The organism is Variovorax brevis (assembly GCF_030317105.1).
GTDB classification, from domain to species: Bacteria; Pseudomonadota; Gammaproteobacteria; order Burkholderiales; family Burkholderiaceae_C; genus Variovorax; species Variovorax brevis.
Genome location: NZ_JASZYG010000002.1, coordinates 701,005 through 723,657, shown reverse-complemented (window position 1 = coordinate 723,657; position 22,653 = coordinate 701,005). Strand labels below are relative to the sequence as shown.

At 64.8% G+C, this 22,653-nt stretch carries 22 protein-coding genes; 10 read left to right on the top strand and 12 right to left on the bottom strand.

Going from position 1 to position 22,653, the window contains the following annotated elements:
* Window positions 1-43: 43 nt before the first annotated feature.
* From QTI66_RS07980 to QTI66_RS07970, 3 genes are all read left to right on the top strand, one after another.
* Window positions 44-946 (top strand): sensor histidine kinase, encoded by a 903-nt coding sequence (locus QTI66_RS07980; RefSeq protein WP_286558721.1) that lies wholly within the window; start codon window positions 44-46, stop codon window positions 944-946.
* On the top strand, window positions 943-1,578 hold the full coding sequence (locus QTI66_RS07975) for a response regulator transcription factor (protein WP_286558720.1): 636 nt from the start codon (window positions 943-945) through the stop codon (window positions 1,576-1,578). Before QTI66_RS07980 ends, QTI66_RS07975 begins: the two co-directional genes overlap by 4 nt.
* Window positions 1,579-1,681: 103 nt before the next feature.
* Window positions 1,682-4,234 carry a TonB-dependent receptor gene (locus tag QTI66_RS07970; protein WP_286558719.1) on the top strand — a complete coding sequence of 851 codons (2,553 nt, stop codon included), beginning with the start codon at window positions 1,682-1,684 and terminating at the stop codon, window positions 4,232-4,234.
* 13 nt (window positions 4,235-4,247) lie between these two features.
* Here the strand turns inward: QTI66_RS07970 and QTI66_RS07965 are convergent, their stop codons facing one another.
* Entirely contained in the window at window positions 4,248-5,168 is a 921-nt protein-coding gene (locus QTI66_RS07965) for a bestrophin family protein (protein WP_286558717.1), read from the bottom strand.
* Window positions 5,169-5,339: 171 nt separating this feature from the next.
* Between QTI66_RS07965 and QTI66_RS07960 the strand changes: the two genes are divergently transcribed.
* On the top strand, window positions 5,340-6,170 hold the full coding sequence (locus tag QTI66_RS07960) for a GNAT family N-acetyltransferase (protein WP_286558715.1): 831 nt from the start codon (window positions 5,340-5,342) through the stop codon (window positions 6,168-6,170).
* A 21-nt stretch (window positions 6,171-6,191) separates the two neighbouring features.
* Here the strand turns inward: QTI66_RS07960 and QTI66_RS07955 are convergent, their stop codons facing one another.
* The 4 genes from QTI66_RS07955 to phaC all read right to left on the bottom strand — a co-directional run bounded on the left by QTI66_RS07955 (window position 6,192) and on the right by phaC (window position 10,982).
* Window positions 6,192-6,398, bottom strand: coding sequence for a dodecin (locus QTI66_RS07955; protein ID WP_286558714.1), 207 nt, complete (start codon window positions 6,396-6,398; stop codon window positions 6,192-6,194).
* A 104-nt stretch (window positions 6,399-6,502) separates the two neighbouring features.
* The gene (locus QTI66_RS07950; RefSeq protein WP_286558713.1) at window positions 6,503-7,960 is read right to left on the bottom strand and encodes a cytochrome P450; all 1,458 of its coding nucleotides are present in this window, start codon (window positions 7,958-7,960) and stop codon (window positions 6,503-6,505) included.
* Between the two features lie 90 nt (window positions 7,961-8,050).
* On the bottom strand, window positions 8,051-9,229 hold the full coding sequence (locus QTI66_RS07945) for an acetyl-CoA C-acetyltransferase (RefSeq protein WP_286558710.1): 1,179 nt from the start codon (window positions 9,227-9,229) through the stop codon (window positions 8,051-8,053).
* Window positions 9,230-9,287: 58 nt separating this feature from the next.
* Window positions 9,288-10,982, bottom strand: coding sequence for a class I poly(R)-hydroxyalkanoic acid synthase (phaC, locus tag QTI66_RS07940; protein WP_286559053.1), 1,695 nt, complete (start codon window positions 10,980-10,982; stop codon window positions 9,288-9,290).
* A gap of 104 nt (window positions 10,983-11,086) precedes the next feature.
* Here phaC and QTI66_RS07935 point away from each other — a divergent pair, with 104 nt between their 5' ends.
* Entirely contained in the window at window positions 11,087-11,389 is a 303-nt protein-coding gene (locus QTI66_RS07935) for a hypothetical protein (RefSeq protein ID WP_286558709.1), read from the top strand.
* Here the strand turns inward: QTI66_RS07935 and pgeF are convergent.
* Both pgeF and maiA read right to left on the bottom strand, forming a co-directional pair.
* Window positions 11,321-12,082 carry a peptidoglycan editing factor PgeF gene (pgeF, locus tag QTI66_RS07930; protein WP_286558708.1) on the bottom strand — a complete coding sequence of 254 codons (762 nt, stop codon included), beginning with the start codon at window positions 12,080-12,082 and terminating at the stop codon, window positions 11,321-11,323. The genes QTI66_RS07935 and pgeF overlap by 69 nt on opposite strands.
* Window positions 12,079-12,720 carry a maleylacetoacetate isomerase gene (gene maiA, locus QTI66_RS07925; RefSeq protein WP_286558706.1) on the bottom strand — a complete coding sequence of 214 codons (642 nt, stop codon included), beginning with the start codon at window positions 12,718-12,720 and terminating at the stop codon, window positions 12,079-12,081. Before maiA ends, pgeF begins: the two co-directional genes overlap by 4 nt.
* Before the next feature lie 111 nt (window positions 12,721-12,831).
* Here maiA and QTI66_RS07920 point away from each other — a divergent pair, with 111 nt between their 5' ends.
* The 3 genes from QTI66_RS07920 (at window position 12,832) to QTI66_RS07910 (ending at window position 14,730) form a co-directional block, all read left to right on the top strand.
* A complete protein-coding gene (locus QTI66_RS07920) occupies window positions 12,832-13,533 on the top strand; it encodes a fumarylacetoacetate hydrolase family protein (protein ID WP_286558705.1) in 702 nt (233 codons plus the stop codon).
* 7 nt (window positions 13,534-13,540) lie between these two features.
* Window positions 13,541-14,092: an NUDIX hydrolase gene (locus tag QTI66_RS07915; RefSeq protein WP_286558703.1), complete on the top strand. Its 552-nt coding sequence runs from the start codon at window positions 13,541-13,543 to the stop codon at window positions 14,090-14,092.
* Between the two features lie 116 nt (window positions 14,093-14,208).
* Entirely contained in the window at window positions 14,209-14,730 is a 522-nt protein-coding gene (locus QTI66_RS07910; protein ID WP_286558702.1) for a murein hydrolase activator EnvC family protein, read from the top strand.
* Here the strand turns inward: QTI66_RS07910 and QTI66_RS07905 are convergent.
* Together QTI66_RS07905 and QTI66_RS07900 are read right to left on the bottom strand one after the other, a co-directional pair.
* Window positions 14,706-15,668, bottom strand: a complete 963-nt coding sequence (locus QTI66_RS07905; RefSeq protein WP_286558700.1) for a hydroxymethylglutaryl-CoA lyase — start codon at window positions 15,666-15,668, stop codon at window positions 14,706-14,708. The genes QTI66_RS07910 and QTI66_RS07905 overlap by 25 nt on opposite strands.
* 33 nt (window positions 15,669-15,701) lie before the next feature.
* Entirely contained in the window at window positions 15,702-16,604 is a 903-nt protein-coding gene (locus tag QTI66_RS07900) for a LysR family transcriptional regulator (protein ID WP_286558699.1), read from the bottom strand.
* A gap of 102 nt (window positions 16,605-16,706) precedes the next feature.
* On the opposite strand from QTI66_RS07900, the gene QTI66_RS07895 reads away from it, so the two are divergent.
* Together QTI66_RS07895 and QTI66_RS07890 are read left to right on the top strand one after the other, a co-directional pair.
* The gene (locus tag QTI66_RS07895) at window positions 16,707-17,690 is read left to right on the top strand and encodes a Bug family tripartite tricarboxylate transporter substrate binding protein (RefSeq protein ID WP_286558697.1); all 984 of its coding nucleotides are present in this window, start codon (window positions 16,707-16,709) and stop codon (window positions 17,688-17,690) included.
* 8 nt (window positions 17,691-17,698) lie between these two features.
* Window positions 17,699-19,594: an alkyl/aryl-sulfatase gene (locus tag QTI66_RS07890; protein WP_286558696.1), complete on the top strand. Its 1,896-nt coding sequence runs from the start codon at window positions 17,699-17,701 to the stop codon at window positions 19,592-19,594.
* A gap of 18 nt (window positions 19,595-19,612) precedes the next feature.
* Here the strand turns inward: QTI66_RS07890 and QTI66_RS07885 are convergent, their stop codons facing one another.
* The 3 genes from QTI66_RS07885 to QTI66_RS07875 form a co-directional block, all read right to left on the bottom strand.
* Entirely contained in the window at window positions 19,613-20,821 is a 1,209-nt protein-coding gene (locus QTI66_RS07885) for a Fic family protein (RefSeq protein ID WP_286558694.1), read from the bottom strand.
* Window positions 20,822-20,961: 140 nt separating this feature from the next.
* A complete protein-coding gene (locus QTI66_RS07880; protein ID WP_286558693.1) occupies window positions 20,962-21,348 on the bottom strand; it encodes a response regulator in 387 nt (128 codons plus the stop codon).
* 170 nt (window positions 21,349-21,518) lie between these two features.
* Window positions 21,519-22,529, bottom strand: a complete 1,011-nt coding sequence (locus tag QTI66_RS07875; RefSeq protein ID WP_286558691.1) for a LytTR family DNA-binding domain-containing protein — start codon at window positions 22,527-22,529, stop codon at window positions 21,519-21,521.
* Window positions 22,530-22,653: the final 124 nt, after the last annotated feature.

Below are 22,653 nucleotides of genomic sequence, written 5' to 3'. Positions count from 1 at the left end.
CCCAAAAGGCCGTGCGCCAACGGCCGGACTGGAGACACATCGCATGAAGCCAGCATCGCGTCCACCGCGCCAACGTGCCCATCCCGTCGGGCGGGCCGACCTCGCGTGGGTCTTGTTGCTCACGCTGCTGACCTTTGCACTGTCGAGCGCACTCGAGCTTCACGAGCGCCTGGTGGCCATCGCGGCAAGACTGGAGGCATGGCAGGCCGATGAGTTTCCGCTGACGCTGGTCGTCCTGTCCCTTGGGCTGGCCTGGTATGCCTGGCGCCGCCGCAACGAAGCCGCGCACCTGCTCGAAAACAACCGCGAACTCACCCAGCAGCTGATCTCCATCCAGGACCGCGAGCGGCTGGCGCTGGCGCGCGAACTGCACGACGAACTCGCCCAGCACTGCACCGCCATCCGCATCGAGGCCACCTACATACAGCGCTCTCGCGCGCTCGACCAGATCGGGGCAGCTGCCCGCCGCGCCGCGACGTCCGCCGAACTGCTGCAGGTCGGCGTGCGCCGACTGTTGCGCCGCTTGCGGCCTGCCGAACTCGACGAACTCGGGCTGGTGGCCGCCATGCAATCGCTGTGCGAAGACTGGGCCGCGCGCAGCGGCGTGGACTGCGAGTTCCAGCCGCAGGGCGATCTGCGTGCCTGCGGCGAAGCAGTGGACACCACCGTCTACCGAGTGGCGCAAGAGGCGCTGGCCAACGTCATGCGACACGCCCAGGCGACAAGGGTGCACATCGACCTCGCGTCCACGTCCACCAGCGTCGTCCTGCAGGTCAAGGACGATGGCCGCGGCTTCACCGCCACGAGGCCCCCGCCCGGCTTTGGCCTGCTGGGCGCGACCGAGCGAGCCGCCGCGTTGGGCGGCACCTTGGAAACCAGGAGCGCGCCGGGCTCGGGCACGCAGATCCGCATGCAGATTCCGCGCATGGCGCAGGCCCCGCTGTGATCCGGCTGCTGCTCGTCGACGATCACCCCGTGGTGCGCGCCGGCTACCGGCACCTGCTCGAACAGGACGGCGACATGACCGTGGTCGCGCAAGCCGGCGACGCCGACGAAGCCTATGCGATGTACGTCGCCAATGCGCCTGACATCACCATCACCGACATCGCCATGCCGGGCAGCAGCGGCCTCGAATTGATTCGCCGCCTGCGTGAGCGCGCTGCGCAGGTGCGCACGCTGGTTTTCAGCATGCACGACAGCGAGATGCTGGTGCGTCGTGCCCTTGAATTCGGCGCGCTCGGCTTCGTGTCCAAAAGCAGCCCGCCCGAATGCCTGATCGACGCGGTTCACTGTGTGCGCAAGGGCGGGCGCTACCTGAGTCCGGGCTTGCCGCAGCGACTGCTCGAAGGCGAGCCGCCGGCGCCCGGGGTCGAATTGCTGACGCAGCGCGAGTTCGAGATCTTCAGGCTGTTGTCGCGCGGCGATTCGATCGCCGATTGCGCGCGCACGCTGCACCTGAGCCAGAAGACCGTGTCGAACCTGCAAAGCCTCATCAAGGACAAGCTGGGCATCAGCACCACCGCTGCCATGGCGCACCTTGCCATCCGCCATGGATTGATTCCTCCAGATAACCACTGAGACCGGTCGGGAAGTCTTCCCTGTTGCATTTGATTGGGGGCCCTTAACTTGACTGTTGGGCGCGCAGCGATGCGCGAAAAAGAAAACAACAGCAGGAGACCCTATGAAGCGTTGCGCGCGCGCCTTTGCCTTTTCATTGGCACCCATTGCGGCAGCCGGCCTGCTGCTTTGCAGCACATTGGCGGCCCATGCGCAGACAACGCAACCCGCGGCGCCAGACGAAGCCAACGTGCCCGCCGGGCAACTGCCTCAAATCAATGTCATCTCGGCCACGCCGCTGCATGGCCTGGATGTGCCGATCGACGACATCCCCGCCAATGTGCAGACGGCCACCGGCGCCGACATGGAACGCCTGCATTCGCTGGACCTCTCGAACTACCTGGCGCGTGCGGTCGGTGGCGTGACCATCAACGAGACGCAGGGCAACCCGTTCCAGGTCGACATCAACTACCGGGGCTTCACGGCATCTCCCTTGCTCGGCACCCCGCAGGGCCTGTCGGTGTTCATGGACGGCGTGCGGCTGAACCAGCCCTTTGGCGACGTGGTGAGCTGGGACCTCTTTCCAAGCTCGGCCATCGCCAACATTGCGCTGATGCCGGGCAGTAATCCGCTCTTCGGGCTCAACACGCTGGGCGGCGCACTGTCCATCCAGACCAAGGACGGCATCAACAACCCGGGCACCTCCGTTCAATTTCTGGGGGGCTCCTACGGGCGCGTGGCCGCGGAGTTCGAGACGGGCGGCAGCGACAAGGAAAGCGGCTTCAACTGGTTCGTGACCGGCAACCGCTTTCACGAGCGCGGCTGGCGCACGGCATCGCCCTCGGACCTGAGCCAGCTCTTCGCCAAGGTGGGCCGCACGATGCGCGACACCGACCTCTCACTGACATTGGCACTCGCGGACAACGACCTCACCGGCAACGGAGCGCAGGAATTGGGTGCGCTGCAGCGCGACTGGTCCAGCGTGCTTTCGATTCCCGACCAGACCAGGAACAAGTCGGTGTTCCTCAACCTGGCCGGCACGCACGCCATCAACGACGCCGTGAGCTTCTCGGGCAATGCGTACTACCGGAAGATCCGCACCAGGACTTTCAATGGCGACGTCAATGACGACGCCTTCAGCGAGAACGTCTACCAGCCCAATGCCGCCGAGCGCGCGGCGCTCGCTGACGCGGGCTACACGGGCTTTCCGACGAGTGGCGAGAACTCCTCGAACACGCCTTTTCCGAGCTGGCGTTGCATCGCCACCGCGCTCCTGAACAGTGAGCCGAACGAGAAGTGCAACGGCCTGATCAACACCACCTCCACCAACCAGAGCAACTACGGTTTCACGGGCCAGGTCTCGGCGCAGACCAAGACGGGCAGCATCGAACACCTCGTCACCGCCGGCGTTGCGTACGACGCCAGCCGCGTGAGCTTCACGCAGGGTACGCAGTTCGCCTATCTGAATCCGGACCGCACCCTCACCGGTGTCGATGCCTTCGCCGACGGCACGCAGGACTCGGAAGATGCCTTCGACGGCCGGGTCGACCTGACGAGCCGTTCGCAAACCGGCAGCATCTACCTCACCGACACCATGGCGCTGAACGCCATGACGCACCTGACCCTTTCAGGCCGCTACAACTACACCAAGGTGAAGAATGTCGATGGCATCACGCCCGGCGGCGAACCGGGTTCGCTGGATGGCGAGCACAACTTCTCGCGATTCAACCCGGCCATCGGCCTGACCTTCAAGCCCGTCGAGAGCTTCACCTTCTACGCCGGCGCCAACCAGGGCAGCCGTGCGCCCACGGCCATCGAACTGGGTTGCGCCGATCCGGAGACGCCCTGCAAGCTGCCCAACTCCTTCGCCGGCGACCCGCCGCTCAAGCAGGTCGTGACCACGACCTTCGAAACCGGCGTCCGCGGCACCTGGAACAACCAGCTGGCGTGGAACCTGGGTGTGTTCCGCTCCGACAACCGCGATGACCTGCTCTTCGTCACCGACGACGTAAGCGGCTTCGGCTACTTCAAGAACTTCGGCAAGACCCGGCGCCAGGGTGTCGAGATGGGCTTGCACGCCAAGCCGGCCAAGGGCTGGACCATCGGCGGCAACCTGAGCCTGCTCGACGCCACCTACCAAAGCCCGGAAACCGTCGGCGGCGCCGGCAACAGCAGCAGTGACCTGGCGCAGGCGGGCTTCCCCGGCACCGGCGGCAATATCCAGATCAACCCGGGCGACCGCATTCCCATGCTGCCGCGCCAGACCCTGAAGCTCTACGCGGACTGGGAGCCGAACATGCAATGGCGCATCGGGCTGGACATGACGGCGTCGGCGGGCTCTGCCGTGCGCGGCAATGAGAACGGACAGGACGTGCCGGACGGCGTCTACTACACCGGCCCCGGCCGCACCTCGGGCTACGCGGTGTTCAACCTCGGCGTCGACTACAAGCCGAAGCCGGGCCTGAAGCTCTTCCTGCAGATCACCAACCTGTTCGACCGCAAGTACGCGACGGGTGGCGTGCTGGGCAGCAACGGCTTCACCACCAACGGCAGCTACATCGCACGCGCCTTGCCGGCGAACGCCAACGGGGACTTTCCGGTGAGCCAGGCCACCTATTGGTCGCCCGGTGCGCCGCGCACGGCTTGGGTCGGGGTGCGCTACACGTTTGGAAGCTAGCCTCAGGCCTGATTCAGGTTTGAATGAACCCGGCCCGCCCCCCCTCCAGCGGCGGCGGCGCAGGCAGCGTTTCACCCATCATCTCGCGCAGGGTCGCCTCGATCATGGCCGACATGGCATCGAGGGCCAAGTCGTTGGGCTGGGTGCCGAAGGGTTCCTCGATCTCCGCGCCCAGCGCCTCGAGCGCGAAGAAGGTGTAGGCGATGAAGGCGACGATCACCGGCGTCATGGGCCCGATCGAGTCGACCAGCCCGAAGGGCAGCAGCACGCAATAAAGGTAAATGGTGCGATGGATGATGACGGCGTAAGTGAACGGAATCGGCGTGCTGGCGATGCGCTCGCAGCCGCCCAGCGCTTCCGTCAGCCGGCCGAGCGGCCCTTCCATGGCCTGGATCAGCTCCGGTGACAGCTGTCCCGCTTGCCGGCGGTCTCGCAGCCATTCGCCGGCCATGAGCAGCAGCATCGCCGCCTTGTAGCGGGTCGGCTGCAGGCGGGCACACTCTTCTTTCGACAGCAATCGCTGGAAGTCGGCCACCGGATCCGTCATGCGCAGTTGATGGCGCGTTGCGTGGACAAAAGCGATCAGCCGTGCGGTCAGCGTGCGCACCTCCGACGGCGAATCGGCCAGCGTCAGCGCCTGGCGCACCAAGGCGCGCGTTTCGTTGAGCAAGGCGCCCCAGAGCGTGCGCGCCTCCCAGAAGCGCGCATAGCTCGTGCTGTTGCGAAAGCCCAGGAAGATGGCCAGCGTCAACCCGATGAGGGAGAAGGGCACGAAGTTGAGCGGGATCTTCCAGGCAAAGAGGTGCCCGTGGAGCATCGTGACAACGATCGCAAAGGCGGTGGTCCCCAACAATTGCGGCGCGATGTCGCGCAGCACCGAGCCGCGCCAGACAAAGAGCATGCGAAGCCAGTGCGGTCGCGGACGGACGATCATCGGACAGGCGTCAGGTTCACCGGGTCATCAAGGGCAGCGAGGCGATCATTTTTACGCGAGGCTTGCTTTGACGCAGATCACGCGAAAGCAAAGAAGCACGGCGATGATAAAAAGGAGTATTTTTTCATTACTCCCGCCGACCCAGCGGTAGTGGCCAACTTTGAAAGCGTCATGTTTGAACTCGCACCGGAACGCTATGCCTCCTTGAATCCCTTGATGGAACTCCCGTGCAACGGCGCGGAAGTCGCAAATGCCGTGCTCTCGGGCCGCACGCAGGGCAAGGTGTTCATCAGCGCCCCGAACGACTTTCGATCTGCTTTTTTCTACGACAACGGCTTCTGCGTGCTCGCGGGCGAGTGTGCGAACGCGGCCTTCGCAAGAGCCAGCGTGCGATGGCTGCAAGCCCGTGCGCCTCAGGACTTCTTCGTGCTCTATCCCGGCCATGGGGCCTGGGTGGAAGTGCTCGATGCGGCCATTTCCCCCTCCACGCGGAAGCGCCAAAGGTTCGCGTTCGAATTCGACCATTTCAACTTCCGCGTCCGGCGCACCAAGCGGGCGCTTCCGCCGGGCTTCTCCATGGTCCCGATCGACGCAGCCCTGATGCGAAAGGCGGAAGCGACCCTCTATCCATGGATGGGGGGAACATGGAAGTCGGCCATCGACTTCGAGCAGAACGCCCTCGGCTTCTGCGTGCTGGCCGACGAGCAGGTCGTGAGCCTTTGCTATTCGGTCTTCGTGGCCGGGAAGCGCCACGTCATCGACATCCTGACGGCTGAGCCCTGCAGGCACCTTGGATTGGCAAAGATGGTCGCCACGGCCTTCATCGACGAATGCCTTCGCCGCGGGCTGCAACCGGCGTGGGATTGCTTTGAACACAACGTGCCCTCGCGCTGGCTTGCGCATTCGCTGGGCTTCAGTCCAGCGAGCGAGTTCCCCGTGTATTCGTGGCAACGGACAAGCGACCCGGCGCAGTCGATCCCCGAGGGCCGGATGCGGGCATGAGCCTGAGCCCGGGGTGATCCGCTATTCGAGCGTGAACCCGACCTTCAGCGTGACCTGCCAGTGCGCGACCTTGCCATCCTTCACATGGCCACGCGTCTCGATGACCTCGAACCACTGGATGTTGCGCACCGTCTCGCTGGCCTTGGCAATGGCGTTGTGCACTGCGTCGTCGCTGCTCGTGGGCGAGGAGCCGGCGAGTTCAAGAAGCTTGTAGACATGGCTGCTCATGGTCTCTTCCTTTTTTTGGATGAGGGGATCGCAAGGAACCCCGGGAACTTGCACCGACCGGCCGCCCTTCGGACGACCTGCCGGGCCGCCCGCCCACTATACGGCTATGCGCGCTCGCGCAGTCGCATTCGCAGGCCCACAGGCGTCATCGTGAAGGACAGCAATTCGCGCGCGGCCTGCCCATCCGGCGTATCGACGCCTTCGATGTCGAAGCGGCCCAGCAAGGTCGCCATGGCCATCTTCATTTCGAGCAAGGCGAGGTAGCGTCCCGGGCAGATGCGCGGACCGGCGCCAAAGGGCATCGACGTGCGCCTGGCGCTGCTGGACAAGGCAGCAGGGTCGCCGCCAGCGAGCCAGCGCTCGGGCACGAAAGCCTGCGCATCGGGCATGTAGGCATCGCTCACGCTGTTGCGCCGCATGATGGCGAACAGCACCGTGCCCTTGGGCACCTGCACGTCGGAAATCACTGTGTCGTGCAGCGCCTCCAGACCGATGAGCGGCGCCACCGGCTTGAGGCGCATCGTTTCGTTCGCGCAGGCCTCCACATAATCCAGTTGCGCCACCTGGTCGAAGGTCGGGCGGGCGCCGTCGCCGACCACGGCGCGCACTTCCTGCGTCGCACGGGCCAGCGCCTGGGGATGGCGCCACAGCAGGTCGATCATCCACGCGATGGTGTTCGCCGTCGTGTCCTCGCCGGCCAGCAGCATGGTCATGACGTTGCCGGCCACCTGCCGATCGGTGATGCCACTGCCCGGCTCGTCCGCCGCGACGATCATGGCTTCGAGCAGGTTGCGCGGATGCGTGCGCAAGGTTGGGTCGGCCTCCATCCGGGCACGCGCTTGCGCTATGAACGCGTCGACGGCTTCGTTGACCGCCGCCACGCCCCGAGCCAGCCGCCGGTCGGCGGCCGAGGGAAAGTAGCGCCACGTTGGAATCGGCGCCAGCACGCGCTTCAGCACGGCCGGGAAAATCTTGTCCAGGTGCTGCTGGATGATGTCGCCTTCGGACTCCAGCGTGTTCACCTCGGCACCGAATGCCAGGCCGGCAATGGTGTCGACCGTGTAGCGCATCAGGTCGCCCTGCAGGTCGATCGACTTGCCGCTTCGCGCGGCGGCCGACCAGCGCCGGCCCAGCCGGTCAGCAACGTTCTGCAGCGAGGGAAAGTAACTCTTGACGTGCGCAGGATCGAAGCCAGCCATGACCATGCGCCGCTGACGCCGCCAGTCTTCGCCGTTGGCACTGAAGACTCCCGGCTTGAGACCCAACTCCTCGAACACGGCTTGCAACCGCCGCGTGCGCCTGAAGCCTTCGGGCCGGTCGCGCAAGACCGAGGCAACGACTTCGTGGTCGCCCAGGACCAGAAAGTTCCGGCGCCCCAGCTTCAGCTTGTAGACGGCGCCGAACTCCTGCGCCCATTGCTCCAGTTGCAGATGCATCCTGGACCCATCGATCTCCAGCAGTTGCCCCAGCACCGGGAGGCCGCGCGGCCCGGGCAGGTCGGCGATCTGGCGCAACGCTGCCGGCGCGGTCGCCGCAGGCTTTTCAAGCGTAGTGGTTTCCATGGCGCAGCCAGCATATCGTGCGCCAATGGAAATGCAAAAAAGAAAAGCCGCGCTGCATCAGCGCGGCTTGACTTGAGGCAAAGAGGAAGATCAGCGCTCGATGGTCAGCGCAACGCCCATGCCGCCACCGATGCACAGCGAAGCGATGCCCTTCTTCGCGTTCTGGCGCTGCATCTCGTGCAGCAGCGTCACAAGAATGCGACAGCCCGACGCACCGATGGGGTGACCGATGGCGATGGCGCCACCGTTCACGTTGACCTTGCTGACGTCCCAGCCCATTTCCCGGTTCACGGCGCAGGCCTGCGCGGCAAAGGCTTCGTTGATTTCCAGCACGTCGAGGTCAGCGGCTTTCCAGCCCGCACGCTGCAGCGCCTTGGTCGAAGCCGGCACCGGGCCCATGCCCATGATGGCGGGGTCCAGACCTGCAGTCGCATAGCTGGCGATGCGGCCGAGCGGCGTGAGGCCGAGCGACTGCGCGCGCTTGGCGGTCATCACGACCACGGCAGCTGCCCCGTCGTTCAGGCCCGAGGCATTGCCTGCCGTGACGCCACCGGCCTTGTCGAAGGCGGGACGCAGTCCGGCCAAGCCTTCGGCGTTGGTCTTGCGGTTGATGAACTCGTCCTTGTCGAAGACGATGGGGTCGCCCTTCTTTTGCGGGATGGTGACGGCGGCGATTTCGTCCTTGAACTTGCCGGCGTCCTGTGCCGCGGCGGCCTTGGTCTGGCTGCCCAGCGCCAGTTCATCCTGCGCGGCGCGGTCGATGCCGTATTTCTTGGCCACGTTCTCGGCCGTGATGCCCATGTGGTACTGGTTGTAGACGTCCCACAGGCCGTCGATGATCATCGTGTCGACCAGCTTCCAGTCGCCCATGCGCTGGCCGTTGCGCGAGTTGGGCAGCACGTGCGGCGCCAGGCTCATGTTTTCCTGGCCGCCCGCCACGACGATGTCGCTGTCGCCCGTGGCCACCGCCTGTGCCGCCAGCATGACGGCCTTCAGGCCCGAGCCGCACACGGCGTTGATGGTGAGCGCGGGAACGCCCTTGTCGATGCCGCTTTTCAGAAGCGCCTGGCGCGCGGGGTTCTGTCCGGCACCGGCGGCCAGCACTTGGCCCATGATGACTTCGCCGACTGCGTCGTTGCTCAGCTTGGCGCGTGCCAGCACTTCCTTGATGACGATGGCGCCCAGCTCCGTGGCGGGAATGCTGGCCAGCGAACCGCCAAACTTGCCGACGGCCGTGCGAGCGGCAGAAACGATAACGATATCTTCCATGTGCATATCTCCTGGGGGTTGCTGAAGCTCGGAAAAAAAGCTGATGGCCCGGGGTGGGTCAGGCCTTCGCTTTCACGTAGTTGCCCGGCGCGGGTTCGGTCGCCTTGTACTTGCCGCGGCCATAGGTCCTGGGTGCGGCAATCTGCTTGCCCGCATGCGTCTTGAGCCACTGCGACCAATCGGTCCACCAGCTGCCCGCATGCTCCTGTGCGCCTTCAAACCATTCGTCGTACGACTTCGGCAGCTTGCCGTCCTCGCGTATCCAGTGGCTGCGCTTTTTCTTGGCCGGCGGATTGATCACACCCGCGATGTGGCCCGACGCGCCCATGGCGAAACGCTTCTTGCCCTTGAGCAACTGCGTGGACGCATACGCGCCGCCGATGGGAACGATGTGGTCTTCGCGCGAGCCGTAGATGTACGCCGGCGCCTTGATCTTGCCCAGGTCGATCGACTCGCCGGACACCGTCAGGGCGTTGGGCACCTTGAGCTTGTCTTCGAGATAGGTGTTGCGCAGGTACCAGGCATAGAAGGGACCCGGCAGGTTGGTCGAGTCGCAGTTCCAGTAGAGCAGGTCGAAGGGCGGCGGGGTCTCGCCCTTGAGATAGTTGCTCACCACGTAGTTCCACACGAGGTCGTTGGGACGCAGGAAGCTGAAGGTGGACGCCAGGTCGCCGCCAGGCAAGAGGCCGCCCTTGCCCATTTCCATTTCGCGGTACTGCACCATGGCTTCGTCGATGAAGATGTTCAGGATGCCGGTATCGGTGAAGTCGAGCAGCGTGGTCAGCAGCGTCACGGACGACACGGCATCGCCTTCGCCGCGCGCCGCCAGGACGGCCAGTGCGGTGCTCAGGATCGTGCCACCGACGCAAAAGCCCAAAGCGTTGAGCTGTTCGCTGCCGGAGATCTCCTGCACGGTGTGGATGGCCGTGATGACGGCTTTCTCGATGTAGTCGTCCCACGTGGCTTCGCGCAGCGAATCGTCCGGATTGCGCCAGCTGATGACGAAAACCCGATGGCCCTGCTCCACCGCATAGCGGATCAGCGAGTTTTCAGGCTGCAGGTCGAGGATGTAGAACTTGTTGATGCAAGGCGGCACAAAGAGAAATGGCCTCTCGTAGACCTTGGCCGTGAGCGGCTTGTATTCCAGCAACTGGAACAGCTCGTTCTCGAAGACGACCGCGCCTTCGGTGGTGGCCACGTTGCGCCCGACTTCGAACGCGGTTTCATCGGTCATGCTCAGGTGGCCACGCTTGACGTCGCTCACCAGGTTGTGCAGGCCCTTGGCGATGCTCTCGCCCTGGGTGTCGATGGCTTTCTTGATTGCGTCGGCGTTGAACGCCAGATAGTTGCTTGGCGCAGAGGCTGCCATCCATTGCTCGATGGCAAAGCGCAGGCGGGAACGGGTTTTCTCGTCCGTTTGCGCGGCCTCGGCCATGGCCATCAAGGTCTTGGCGTTGAGCATGTAGACGGCTGCCGTGAAGGACGCCATCGGGTTGCTGCTCCATGCCTCGCCGGAAAAGCGCCGGTCACTGCCGGGCTTGGGCGCGAAGCCCTGCTGCCAGAGCTCGCTGGCCTCGGATACATATTGTTGCTGCATGGTTTGCAGCTTTTCCGCATCAAAGCTGATTTGCGGCAGGTCCCACGGGGCACCCTTGCCCTGACCCTTGCCAAAGGCCTGGATGGATTCCAGCGCCTGATTCCACCCCTGCTGAAACGGCTCGAAAAGATCTGATGCCGCTGTCTGCTGTTTCATCATGTCTCCTGTCCCTCACGTGATCGGATTCGTGCATTGAGTATGCTGCATTCGACGACCCCCCACAACGCGGTGGACCTTTCACGCTTTTCGTTCTTTCTGTTATGCATCTTGTGATCATCGCCTGGCTCTATGTGGCGCTGATGATGGCGGTGGCCGAAGCGACCAACACCACGGGCACCGTGCTGGGCGCGATCATCACCTTCGTGCTCTATGGCCTGTTGCCCATCGCAGTGGTGGCCTACATCATGATGACGCCTGCACGGCGCAGGGCCCACAGGGCGCGCGAGGCGGCCGAGCGCGAGGCCGCCATTCGAGCCGGGGCGGCGGCCCAAGCCTCAGCGCCGCCAGACCAGGGCGGCGAAGCGCCCGCTCACCCGGTCGCGCCTGTGAGAAAAGAACCTTGAAGGGTTCGCGACGGTGCACCACGTATCGGTGCCATCGTTGCCGTGAACTTCCTGAATGCCCATCGACCGCAGTTGCAGGCGCGCCAGCGCAGACAGGTTGGCAAGCCACTTCCCCGGGGGCCCGGCGGGCGTGAAAAAGCGCTCGGCCTGCGGGTCCTGCGCCTCGAACTCGGCCTTGACCTCCGGCCCCACCTCGAAAGCATTGGGCCCGATGCACGGGCCAAGCCAGACCATCAGATGGCCGCGGTCCGCATCACCAAAGCTTTCCACGGCACGCCCCAGCACCCCTGCCGCCAGGCCGCGCCAGCCGGCATGTGCAGCCGCAACGTGCGAACCGGCCCGGTCCGTCAGCAACACGGGCATGCAGTCAGCCACCATCACGGTGCAGGCGACGCCGGCAAGCGATGTGCTGCACGCATCAGCCTGCAATCCATCGGGCGAGCCGGCGTCCAGCGGGACGATTTGCGTGCCGTGGACCTGCTGGAGAAACACCGGCCGCGCGCCGATGGCATCGGCAAGGCGCGAGCGGTTGCGCGCCACGTCGGCAGGGTCGTCGCCGACATGGTCACCCAGATTGAGGCTTGCATACGCGCCGCTGGAGACGCCGCCGGCGCGCGTCGTGCACAACGCGTGGATGCCCGCAGGCGCGGGCCAATCCGGCACGATCCAGTCGGGATCGATGGCGCTGCTCACGCTTCGGCGTCCGGACAGCGCGAGGGCTGCGCGCTCTGGAAGGCATCGAGTTGCATGCAGGCCTCGAAGGCGGCCATGGTGCGCGGCAGGCCGCTGAAATCGCAGTCGAAGCGCTGGCCATTGAAAACTTGCGGCACGAGGCAGCAGTCGGCCATGGTCGGCGTGTCGCCGTAGCAATAGACCGAACGCGGTTGCTGCCCGAGTTGCCGCTCGAAGGCCTCCAGGCCCTCGCGCACCCAGTGGCGATACCAGCCGTTCTTGGCCTGATCGTCGAGCTTGAGTTCGCGCACGAGGTGCTTGAGAACGCGCAGGTTGTTCAGCGGGTGAATCTCGCAGGCGATGGATTCCGACAGGGCCCGCACCCGCGCGCGACCCAGTGCATCCGCGGGAATGAGCGCTGGCTCGGGATGGAGTTCGTCGAGGTATTCGATGATCGCCATCGACTGCGAAAGCCGCTGGCCATCCTCCAGTTCGAGCATCGGCACCAGCGTGTCGGCCGACTGTTCGACGTAAGGCGCGCGCTTGTGGTCGCCGCGAGCGATGTGCACCGGCACGTATTCGTAGGGAAGCCCCTTCAGCGCGAGCGCAATGCGCACGCGAAACGACGCCGAGGAACGAAAATAGTTGTACAGCTTCATGATCCGGGGAGCATAGCGGCGGGCGAGTCCCGTACACAAGCGAAGGGCCGGCGCGTCTGGCACACTGCCGCGTTCAGAGTCCCCGACCACTGTTTAATAGGAAAAGACGAGATGGCTTCCGAGTACGTTTTCAGCGCCGTTCCCATGGTGTCGCTCCCCGTCGTGGGGCAGCCGGCGCGCTATCCGGTACACCGCATCTATTGCGTCGGGCGCAACTACGAAGAGCACGCCAAGGAAATGGGCTTCACCGGCCGTGAGCCGCCCTTCTTCTTCATGAAGCCCGCCGACGCGGTGGTGCTGGTCGAGGCGGGCCAGACGGGCGCCATGGCCTATCCGACGCTCACGAAGAACCTGCACCACGAAATCGAACTCGTGGTGGCCATCGGCAAGGCCGGCAAGAACATCAAGGCGGCCGACGCCCAGCAGTACATCTACGGCTACGCCGTTGGCCTGGACATGACGCGCCGCGACCTGCAGAACGACATGAAGAAGCAGGGCCGGCCCTGGGACATCGGCAAGGCCTTCGAGCAGTCGGCGCCCATCGGCCCGATCGTGCCGGTGGCGCAGGCCGGCGACGTGGCCAACGCCGAAATCTCGCTGCAGGTCAACGGCGTCGACCGCCAGCGCAGCACCGTGAGCAAGCTGATCTGGAACATCGGCGAAACCATCGAGCATCTGTCGGCTGCGTGGGAACTGCAACCCGGCGACCTGATCTTCACCGGCACGCCCGAAGGTGTAGCCGCTGTGGTCTCGGGCGACACGATGGTCGGCGAAGTCGCGGGCCTGCCGAAGCTCACGGTCAAGGTCGAGTGATCCGCGCATGTTCCCTCGCGCGCTGATCAAACACTGCAAGAACTGCGGCACCGCCGTCGTCTACCGCATTCCGGATGACGGCGACACGCGCGAGCGCGCGGTATGCCCGCAGTGCAACACGATCCACTACGAGAATCCCAACAACGTGGTTGGAACGGTTCCGTTCCTGGGCGACAAGGTGTTGCTGTGCAAGCGCAACATCGAGCCGCGCTGGGGCAAGTGGACGCTGCCGGCCGGCTTCATGGAGCTCAATGAAAGCGTGGCGGAGGGCGCGGCACGCGAAACGGTGGAAGAGTCCGGCGCCAACTTCGAAATGCGCGAGCTCTTTGCCGTGATGAGCGTGGTGCGGGTCGGGCAAGTGCACATGTTCTACCTTGCCGAACTCATCAACGACACTTTTGCGCCGGGACACGAGACCATCGAGGCGCGCCTGTTCACCGAGGACGAAATTCCGTGGGAGGAAATCGCCTTTCGCACTGTGCGCGAAGCCCTGCGCTGCTACTTCGAAGACCGGCGAAATGGCAGCTTCGGCCGGGTCCACACTGCCGTTATCGTGTGACACCTTTGAAGCCCAAAGTTAGCGTTGGCACGCTTCGCGTGGTTCAGGGAAACTACTTCACGCCTCGTCACCTTTTGGAGGGAACATCGGGCGGCGATTGCGTTCCAATGCCAGCCATGGATCAGACACGACGCCCCTTACGCCTTCTTCAAGCCATCAGCATTGCGCTCGCCGCGAGTGTGCTGGTGGCCTGCAAGACCACACCCCTTCCGCCTCCGACGCCCAGCACGCAGGCCGTTCCACCGGTTCCCAAGCAGATCCAGCCGCGCTTCATCCGGCCCGCCAACGGCGTGACCATTGCGCGCTTTGATGGCAACTCCCGCAAGGGCATCGACATCGCGGGCAACCTGGGCGACCCCGTGGTGGCATCGGCCGACGGGCGCGTGGTGTACGTGGGCGACGAGTTGGCCAACTACGGCAACCTCATCATCGTGGACCACGGCGACAACTTCCTCACCGCTTACGCGCACAACCAAGTCTCGTTCGTGCGCGAAAAAGAAGTCGTGCGTCAAGGCCAGCAGATTGCCTCCATGGGCAAGACTGGCACCGGCGCCGAACGCGTGAAGCTGCACTTCGAGATTCGCAAGCAGGGCTCGGCGGTCGACCCCGAGCCTTACCTGTCGGGCAAGCTGCGCTGATTTCTTGCCAGCCGGAAGCCCTTCGGCAGCCCGGCCTCGGGCGTCATGCCGTAGACCGGCTCTCCCGGCAGGCCGGCCATGAGCGGAACACGCGCAACCAGCAAGCGCTCGATGTCGATGCCGGTGCGTACGCCCATGGCCTCGAACATGAACACCAGGTCTTCGGTGACCACGTTGCCCGAAGCACCTGGCGCGTAGGGGCAGCCGCCCAGTCCGCCGAGCGATGAATCGAAGGTACGCACGCCCTCCTCGAAGGCGGCCAGGCAGTTCGCCAGCCCGAGGCCGCGCGTGTTGTGCATGTGCGCCGCGCCGGCCTTGGCCCCCAGCTCCGCGCGCAGGCGCTTGAAGAGGCGTCGAACCTGCGCCGGGTTGGCGTAGCCCACGGTATCGGAAAGCCCCGCCTCATCGGCACCGGCCTCCACGCATTGCGCCGCCAGCCGGATGACTTCGTCTTCCGGCACCTCGCCCTGCAGCGTGCAGCCAAAGGCAGTCGAGATGCCGGCTTCGAGCCTGACCTGCGGCGCAAGCTCACGTCGCAAGTCGCTGATGGCACGCACCTCCTCGACCATTTCCTCGCGCGTCTTGCGAACGTTGGCCAGCGAGTGCGCCACGCTGGCCGACACAGGCATGGTGATCTTGTGCACGCCCGCCTCGATGGCCGCCTGCGCGCCCTTGCGGTTGGGCACCAGCGCCATCACCGTCAGCCCGGGCAAGGTGATGGCGTGCCGCACGACGTCTGCAGCATCGGCCATTTGCGGCAACAGGCGCGCCGGCACAAAGGACGCCACTTCGATCTCGCGAATGCCGGCTGCGTGCAGCGCGTCGATCCAGCGCAGTTTGTCTGCGGTCGGCATGGTGGCCTTGATCGATTGCAGGCCGTCGCGCGGCCCCACTTCACTGATGAGAATGTCGGGCGCGGCGGGTTTCAGAGGTTCCACGGTAGTTCTCCTCGGAGAGCAATTCAAGCACGTTCACTTCTTTGCGGCCGACCCCATCATCTCGTGCACCAGCCCCGCGAATGCCCGCGCCGCAGGCGACGGCGTTCGATTGGCCAGCATCACGATGCTGTAGTGCGTCTGCATGTGGGTCAGCTTCTTCATCGGCACGCGAACGAGGGCGGCGCTTCCCTCGCCCATCTGCGCGAAGTCAGGCGCGAGGATGATGGCATCGGCGGTCAGCGCAAGATGCACCAGCGTCCACAGGTCGTCGCACACCACATTGAACAAGGGTCGATCGCTTCGCCTGACCTGCTTGCTGAAATGGGCATGGGTGCCGGCGGGCAGGTTGGGGCTTCCGACGGGGTAGTCCATCGCCTGGTCCAGCGTGACCTGGGAAAGCGCCAGCAGCGGATGGCCGGGACGTGCAAAGAATGACACGGGCACATTGGGCACGCGCTTGAGCTGCAGGCCTGGCTGCTTCTTCAGCTCGCGCGTGTCCGCCACGAACAGGTCAAGTTCGCGCCGGTGCAGCCGCTCGCACAACTCGTTGGGGTCCGCCAGGTCGACGCGCACGGCGATCTGCGGGTGGCGACGCATCATCTGCGAGAGCACCGGCCGCCCGAGCACGCTGGCCGCATAAGGCCCCAAGCCCACACGCAGGCTGCCAATGGACAGGCCCTGCAGCATCGCCACATCGCGCTTGACCTGGTCCGCGTCTGCCACCAGTTCCCGCGCGCGCGCCAGCACCAGTTCACCGGCAGCCGTGAATCGCACCTGGCCGTAGACGCGGTCGACCAGGCGCGCGGCGAGGTCTTCTTCCAGCGCTTCGATGCTGCGCGACAAGGCGGGTTGCGACAGGTGCACCGCCTCGGCGGCGCGACCGAAGCTGCCCTGCTCTGCGAGGGCCACAAGATGGCTGAGCTGTCGCAACTGCATTTTTGCAATCCATGTAAAAAGAAACGACGTTTTTTGCATTGGAGATTATTTCTCCGGCGTACCAGAATTCCATCACTCGACACGAAAAAACGGAGACTCGCAATGAAATTCAACTTCGCCTGGCGCACCGCCGGCGTTCTTCTGGCGGGATTCGCCATCCACGCGACGGCAACGGCCCAAGACTACCCCCGCAAGCCCATCACGATGGTCGTACCCTACGCGGCAGGCGGCGGAACCGACGTCGTCGCACGTGCGCTGGCCGAGCAGATGAGCAAGCAACTCGGCCAGCCCGTCATCATCGACAACAAGCCGGGCGCGAGTGGCATCCTGGGTACCAACTACGCGGCCAAGGCGACGCCGGACGGCTACACGGTTCTGGTCGGGCTGACGCAATCACTGCTCACGAACCAGTTCCTGTACGACAAGCTGCCCTACGACCCGCGCAAGGAACTGGCGCTGGTGACGCAGATTGCCACTGCGCCGCTGGTGCTGCTGGTGCCCGCGTCTTCCAGCGTGCACACCGTATCGGATCTGCAACGCGAGATGCGCGCCGCCAGCAAGGGTGGCAACTGCGGCTCCTGGGGCGCGGGCTCCTATCCGCACCTGGCTTGCGCGCACATGGCGGCCAGCTGGAAAGCGGAGATCGCTCACGTCGCGTACAAGGGCGAGGCGCCGATGCTGCAAGACCTTGCCGGCGGCACGCTCAGCTTCACCATTGGCAGCGTCGCCACGTCCAAACCCCTCATCGACGCCGGCAAGCTGCGCGCCATCGCCGTGACGGGCACTGAACGCATGGCCGCCTTGCCCAACGTGCCGACCTTTGCCGAAGCGGGCTTTGCCGATCCGCAATACCGCATGAGCGGATGGCTCGCGCTGGCCGTGCCGCAGGGCACGCCCAAGCCCATCGTCGCGCGGCTGCAGCAGGTGGCGCAGCAGGCCATTGCCGCGCCTGAACTCATCAAGCGATTCGAGCCGCTGGGCATGCTGCCCATGGGCACCACGGCGGAGCAGTTCCGCCAGAACTACGCAGCCGATTGGCCGGTGTGGGAGCACCTGGTGAAGGTCTCCGGCGCCAAACTGGACTGAGCATTGACATGACCACCAACAACAACGCCCGACTCGCGCAAGCGCCCTTCTTCCCCGACACCAAGGCCAGCGCGGCTCACCAAGAAGACGACGCCACCCGCGGCTTCATCGCCACATGGCCGAATGCCGAAGTGCGCGATGCGAACGGCCGCGTGGTCTGGACGCTGGCCGGCTACGAATTCCTGCAAGACGAGGTGGCCGCGCCCACCGTGCATCCGGGCCTGTGGGAACAGGCGCGGCGCAACATGCACCACGGCCTGTTCGAAGTGACCGAACGCATCTACCAGGTGCGCGGTTTCGACCTGGCGAACATGACGATCATCGAGGGCGACAAGGGCGTCATCATCATCGACCCGCTGACCTGCGCCGAGACGGCCGCGGCCGCGCTGAAGCTGTACCGCGAGCAGCGCGGCGAGCGTCCGGTGACGGCCGTGATCTACAGCCACAGCCACGTCGACCACTTTGGCGGCGTGCGCGGCGTGATCGACGAGGAACACGCGATTCGAAACAACATCCCGATCATTGCGCCGGCCGGCTTCCTCTGGCACACGGTGGCCGAAAACATGATCGCGGGCAATGCGATGTCGCGGCGCTCGCAGTTCCAGTTCGGCAGCACGCTGCAGCGCGGCGTCTGTGCACAAGTGGACTGCGGTTTGGGCAAGACCCTTCCGCACGGCACCATCACGCTCATTCCACCCACCCGCACCATCGAGAAAGACCGCGAGACGCACGTCATCGACGGCATCGAGATCGTCTTCGCGCTGGCGCCGGAAAGCGAAGCGCCGTCGGAGATGTTCTTTTTCTTTCCGCAGCTTCGTGCGCTCAACCTGGCCGAACTCGGCCAGCACACGATGCACAACCTGTGCCCCCTGCGCGGCGCACAGGTGCGCGATGCGCGCTTGTGGTCGCGCTATCTTGACGAAGCGCTGCACGAATTCGCGCCCCACGCGGACGTCGTGTACGCGCAGCACAACTGGCCCACCTGGGGGCAGGAGAAGCTGACGCAATTCATCGCACAGCAGCGCGATCTCTACAAGTACGTGCACGACCAGACCGTGCGTCTGATGAACAAGGGCCAGACCGCCATCGAGATCGCCGAGGAGCTTCGCCTGCCGCCTTCTCTCGCGCAGGTGACGCATGCGCAAGGCTACTACGGCGCGCTGGTGCACAACGTGAAGGCGGTCGTTCAGCACTACCTGGGCTGGTACGACGGCAATCCTTCGCGCCTGCACACGCTGCCGCCGGTGGAGGCGGGGTCACGCTATATCGACTACATGGGCGGCGCCGATGCGCTGCTGGCCCGCGCGCAAAAGGACTTCGCACGCGGCGAACACCGCTGGGTGGCCGAGGTGCTGAGCCATCTCGTGTTTGCCGATCCGGCGAACCACGCGGCGCGTCAGCTTTGCGCGGCGTCGCTGGAGCAACTGGGCTTCGAGGCGGAATCGTCAACCTGGCGCAATGCCTACGTTTTGGCTGCGCGGGAGCTACGTGAAGGCGTTCCCAAGGCCAAGCGGCGCAGCATGAGCTACGACCTGCTCAAGGCCGTGCCGATGGAGATGTTCCTCGACTGCCTCGCGATTCGCCTGGTTGCGGAGCGCGCACAAGGCCAATCAATGCAGATCGGCTGGCACATCACCGATGCCGACGAGCACTGGGTGCTGACACTGGGCAATGCAGCCTTGACCTACCGTCGAATGGAGAGCGGGGCCGACGCGGATGCCACGATTGCGGTGACGCGCGAGCGACTCGTTGGATTGCTGGCGCACGACAGCGGCGTGGCCTCGGCCATCGCGCACGGGCTGGAGAGCGGTGACGTCGCCGCCACGGGTGACGTCGCTTGCGTGAAGGCGTTGATGTCGATGCTCGACGAGTTTGATCCGATGTTCAATGTCGTCGAGCCTTGAGTCTCGCCCCGGCAGGGCTCAGTCGATGACGACCGTCGACGCTTCGGGATAGAGGTTCGGCAGCAGGATGCCAAGCGAGGACAACGGAAAGCCAATGCTCAGCGGCGAGCGATGGCCGTCGCTTCTCAGGATGCCGTCGGCAAGAAAGCGTGAGATCACCTTTCGTGCCGTGCGCTCCTCCAAGCCGGTCATGCGGATGAAATCTCCGCGAGACATCGCACCTGTGGCGGCGACAGTCTGAAGGGGAAGAATGGCCTCCTCCCTGTACTCCGTGATGCTTTCCGTTGCGCCACGAACAAGTACGTACGCCCGAATCCGGTCCTTGAGTTTTCCCAAGTCGAGCATGGTGGCCATGAATTGCACCTGGTCTTCGCACACGCTCACAAAGTATCGGCACCATTCGAGCAGCATTCGCTGACTCAGGTTGCCGCGACCATCCAGGTCGCCCTGCCGCGCGCTGTCGGCGTTGTCCAGCATCTCGTAGTAGCGCTCGCGCTGACGGGCCAAGCCGCGATTGACCGACCACAGTCCGCCGTTGATCGGCAAGAGAGCGCAATGGGTTTGCAATCGCACGGCCCGCCCATTCCCGTCTTCGAAGGGATGCGTCCATGCCATGCGATGGTGTGCGGACGCGACGGTGTACAGAACGGCGTCGACACCCGACAGCCGTCCATATCGTTCATCCATTCTTGCAAGGAACTTTGGGACCGACTGCCACGCCGGTGGCTGGTGCCGACCGACTGCAACGTCATGCGTGCGCAACTGACCCGGGACGACGAGGCGACCGTCGTCTGTGACGCGATCCTCGAGCGACAGCCGGCTGTACAGCCCCGTATGGGCCTGAATCAGGAAGTCACTCTGGAGTGCGCCCGCTTCGGTCGTCACCAGTTGCTCGAGTTCCTGCTCCGCCTCGATGTGCGCGAGCGCCACCCGCTGTCCCTTGGCTACATCGGCCTTGTCGGAAAAATCCTTCCTGAGGGCGCGTTCGATGTTGGCAGGATGCGTTCCCTGCCCCTCTATCCGATTCGAATAGTAGGAGTTCATCGACCTGACAATTTCTCGAAGGACCGCGCGCGTCTCGGGACTGGCCGACGCCTTGAGTTCTGACGACTTCTCGAAAATACGTCTAGTGGCTTCGATCACGTCGCCCAAATCGTTTGCGGGCAGAAGCGGCTCGAACTGATGAGGCTGATCGTAGACAGCGACGGACTTCGAAGGTACTGACATGGTTTCCGGTTTGGATTCCGGCCACCCTACCAGCTTACTTAAACAATATCAACAACTTATCGTTGTTCCAGCATCAATTCAAGAGATGCGAATTCCGGTTTCTTTTCCGCATTGAACCGGTGCAGCACGGATTGAGCCGACTACGCAGCCTGCTCGGCTCCTGAAGTCGCGACGCAGTAATCGAGCAAGGCGTCCAACTCGGTCGACTTGTCGAACACCGCATCCGCGCCGCAGTCGAGACAGCGCCGGCGCATCGCCGCCGTAGCGTAGTTCGTGACGACCGCCACCTTCTGGAAAGGCTTGCGATCGCGGCATGCAGCGATGACGCCGATGCCGCTGCCTTCAAGCAGGAACAGGTCAACGATGGCAACGCTCCAGTTGTCTTCGTTGGCCCCCAGCCACTCGACGGCGTCGGTCTCGCGGGCGGCAGTGCCGACCACTTCGACGTTGGCCAGTTCGTACAGGGTTTCGGTCAGGTTGTTCCGGATGATTTCGTTGTCTTCAACGAGAAAAGCTCGCAGCTTCAAGAGTCGCCTTCAGTCTTGTCCTGGTTCATCTTCGCGCGCGCAACGGACAGGGTGCCGTACGAAGCTCACGCGAGTATGAAAGCCCTGCGCGAAGGCGCTGTAGGACAAGGACCAATCCCCTCGACACCGGCCCGCCATTTGCCGGTCGGCGCGGTTTTGGCCCGGCGAAATCAGTTCGATTCGGCCTCGGCAAAGGCGGGCGCCGTTGCCGTCGCCTGCGCCGCAGGCACCACGCCAGCCGATGCCTGCAACGCGCCCCGATAGCGCCGGCTGCACGGCACATGCGTCCCGTCGCGCATGTGCAGGCGCGCATCGCCGCCGTCCAGCGGCTCGATCTCGGCGATGCGGTCCAGGTGCACCGCGTAGCTGCGATGCACGCGCACGTGGCGCGCCGGATCGAGTTGCGCCAGGAAGTCGGTCAGCGTCGCGCGCAAGAGGTAGTCGTGGCCGTTGACGTGCAGGCCGACGTAGTTCCCCTGCGCCTGCAGCCAGTCGATGTCCCCGGCGGCGATGAGGAATTCGCGCCGCAGCTTGCGCACCAGGAAGCGCTCCGGCCGCGCAGGCGCGGCGCTCGCCAACGGCAGCTTCAACCCGGACGCGCCCGCCGCATCCCCTGTGCCCACCCCATCCGGCGCTTCCGCAGCAAGGGCCGGCACCGGCGCATCCTCCGGCTCGTCCAGCACGCGCGCCTCGCCTTGCAGCCGCAGCATGAAGAGCCGGTACGTCAGGATCGCCAGCAGGATCAGCCCATAGGTCCGCACGTCCTTGAAGTATTCGTACGGCCAGCGCAGCAGCCAGTCGCCGAAGTCGTAGCGGCCGCCGGCGAGCGCGTAGATGCCCTTGCGCAACGCCACCATGCACGCCACGTGCACCACGCTGAAGACGACGCTGGCCAGCACATGCCACGACCAGTTGCGCCCGACCAAACGCAGGTTGACCGGAAAGCGCCGCTCGAAAGCGATCACCGCCGGCACCAGCGCCAGCATGGTGAGCTGGCTGGTGAGCTCCCACGTCACGACTTCCCAGAAGGCGACGCTGCGGCCGGCCGAACGGGCGTCGACGACGGCCACCGCGATGCTGAAGACGGCCTGCAGTCCCAGGAGCACCACCCAGAAGGCGATCTCGGCCCGGCGCCGGAAGGGGCGGTAGCGCTCGAACGAGTTCATGCGGGGCGCGTCCATCTGGCGGATTTTCGCCATTGCAAGGGACCGGAGCGGCTTTTTTCGCCACGATTTCGTCCCTGCCGGGCACCGCTCGTCACAAAGCGGCCCCGTCTCGACCCATTGGCAAGCCGCTTTCGCGGCC

What these genes read in the sequence shown, in the direction of transcription:
- QTI66_RS07980 (WP_286558721.1), top strand. Translation starts at nt 44, where the DNA reads ATGAAGCCAGCATCGCGTCCACCGCGCCAACGTGCCCATCCCGTCGGG.
- QTI66_RS07970 (WP_286558719.1), top strand. Translation starts at nt 1,682, where the DNA reads ATGAAGCGTTGCGCGCGCGCCTTTGCCTTTTCATTGGCACCCATTGCG.
- QTI66_RS07965 (WP_286558717.1), bottom strand. Translation starts at nt 5,168, where the DNA reads ATGATCGTCCGTCCGCGACCGCACTGGCTTCGCATGCTCTTTGTCTGG.
- QTI66_RS07960 (WP_286558715.1), top strand. Translation starts at nt 5,340, where the DNA reads ATGTTTGAACTCGCACCGGAACGCTATGCCTCCTTGAATCCCTTGATG.
- QTI66_RS07955 (WP_286558714.1), bottom strand. Translation starts at nt 6,398, where the DNA reads ATGAGCAGCCATGTCTACAAGCTTCTTGAACTCGCCGGCTCCTCGCCC.
- QTI66_RS07950 (WP_286558713.1), bottom strand. Translation starts at nt 7,960, where the DNA reads ATGGAAACCACTACGCTTGAAAAGCCTGCGGCGACCGCGCCGGCAGCG.
- QTI66_RS07945 (WP_286558710.1), bottom strand. Translation starts at nt 9,229, where the DNA reads ATGGAAGATATCGTTATCGTTTCTGCCGCTCGCACGGCCGTCGGCAAG.
- phaC (WP_286559053.1), bottom strand. Translation starts at nt 10,982, where the DNA reads ATGAAACAGCAGACAGCGGCATCAGATCTTTTCGAGCCGTTTCAGCAG.
- QTI66_RS07935 (WP_286558709.1), top strand. Translation starts at nt 11,087, where the DNA reads ATGCATCTTGTGATCATCGCCTGGCTCTATGTGGCGCTGATGATGGCG.
- maiA (WP_286558706.1), bottom strand. Translation starts at nt 12,720, where the DNA reads ATGAAGCTGTACAACTATTTTCGTTCCTCGGCGTCGTTTCGCGTGCGC.
- QTI66_RS07920 (WP_286558705.1), top strand. Translation starts at nt 12,832, where the DNA reads ATGGCTTCCGAGTACGTTTTCAGCGCCGTTCCCATGGTGTCGCTCCCC.
- QTI66_RS07915 (WP_286558703.1), top strand. Translation starts at nt 13,541, where the DNA reads ATGTTCCCTCGCGCGCTGATCAAACACTGCAAGAACTGCGGCACCGCC.
- QTI66_RS07910 (WP_286558702.1), top strand. Translation starts at nt 14,209, where the DNA reads ATGGATCAGACACGACGCCCCTTACGCCTTCTTCAAGCCATCAGCATT.
- QTI66_RS07900 (WP_286558699.1), bottom strand. Translation starts at nt 16,604, where the DNA reads ATGCAGTTGCGACAGCTCAGCCATCTTGTGGCCCTCGCAGAGCAGGGC.
- QTI66_RS07895 (WP_286558697.1), top strand. Translation starts at nt 16,707, where the DNA reads ATGAAATTCAACTTCGCCTGGCGCACCGCCGGCGTTCTTCTGGCGGGA.
- QTI66_RS07890 (WP_286558696.1), top strand. Translation starts at nt 17,699, where the DNA reads ATGACCACCAACAACAACGCCCGACTCGCGCAAGCGCCCTTCTTCCCC.
- QTI66_RS07885 (WP_286558694.1), bottom strand. Translation starts at nt 20,821, where the DNA reads ATGTCAGTACCTTCGAAGTCCGTCGCTGTCTACGATCAGCCTCATCAG.
- QTI66_RS07875 (WP_286558691.1), bottom strand. Translation starts at nt 22,529, where the DNA reads ATGGACGCGCCCCGCATGAACTCGTTCGAGCGCTACCGCCCCTTCCGG.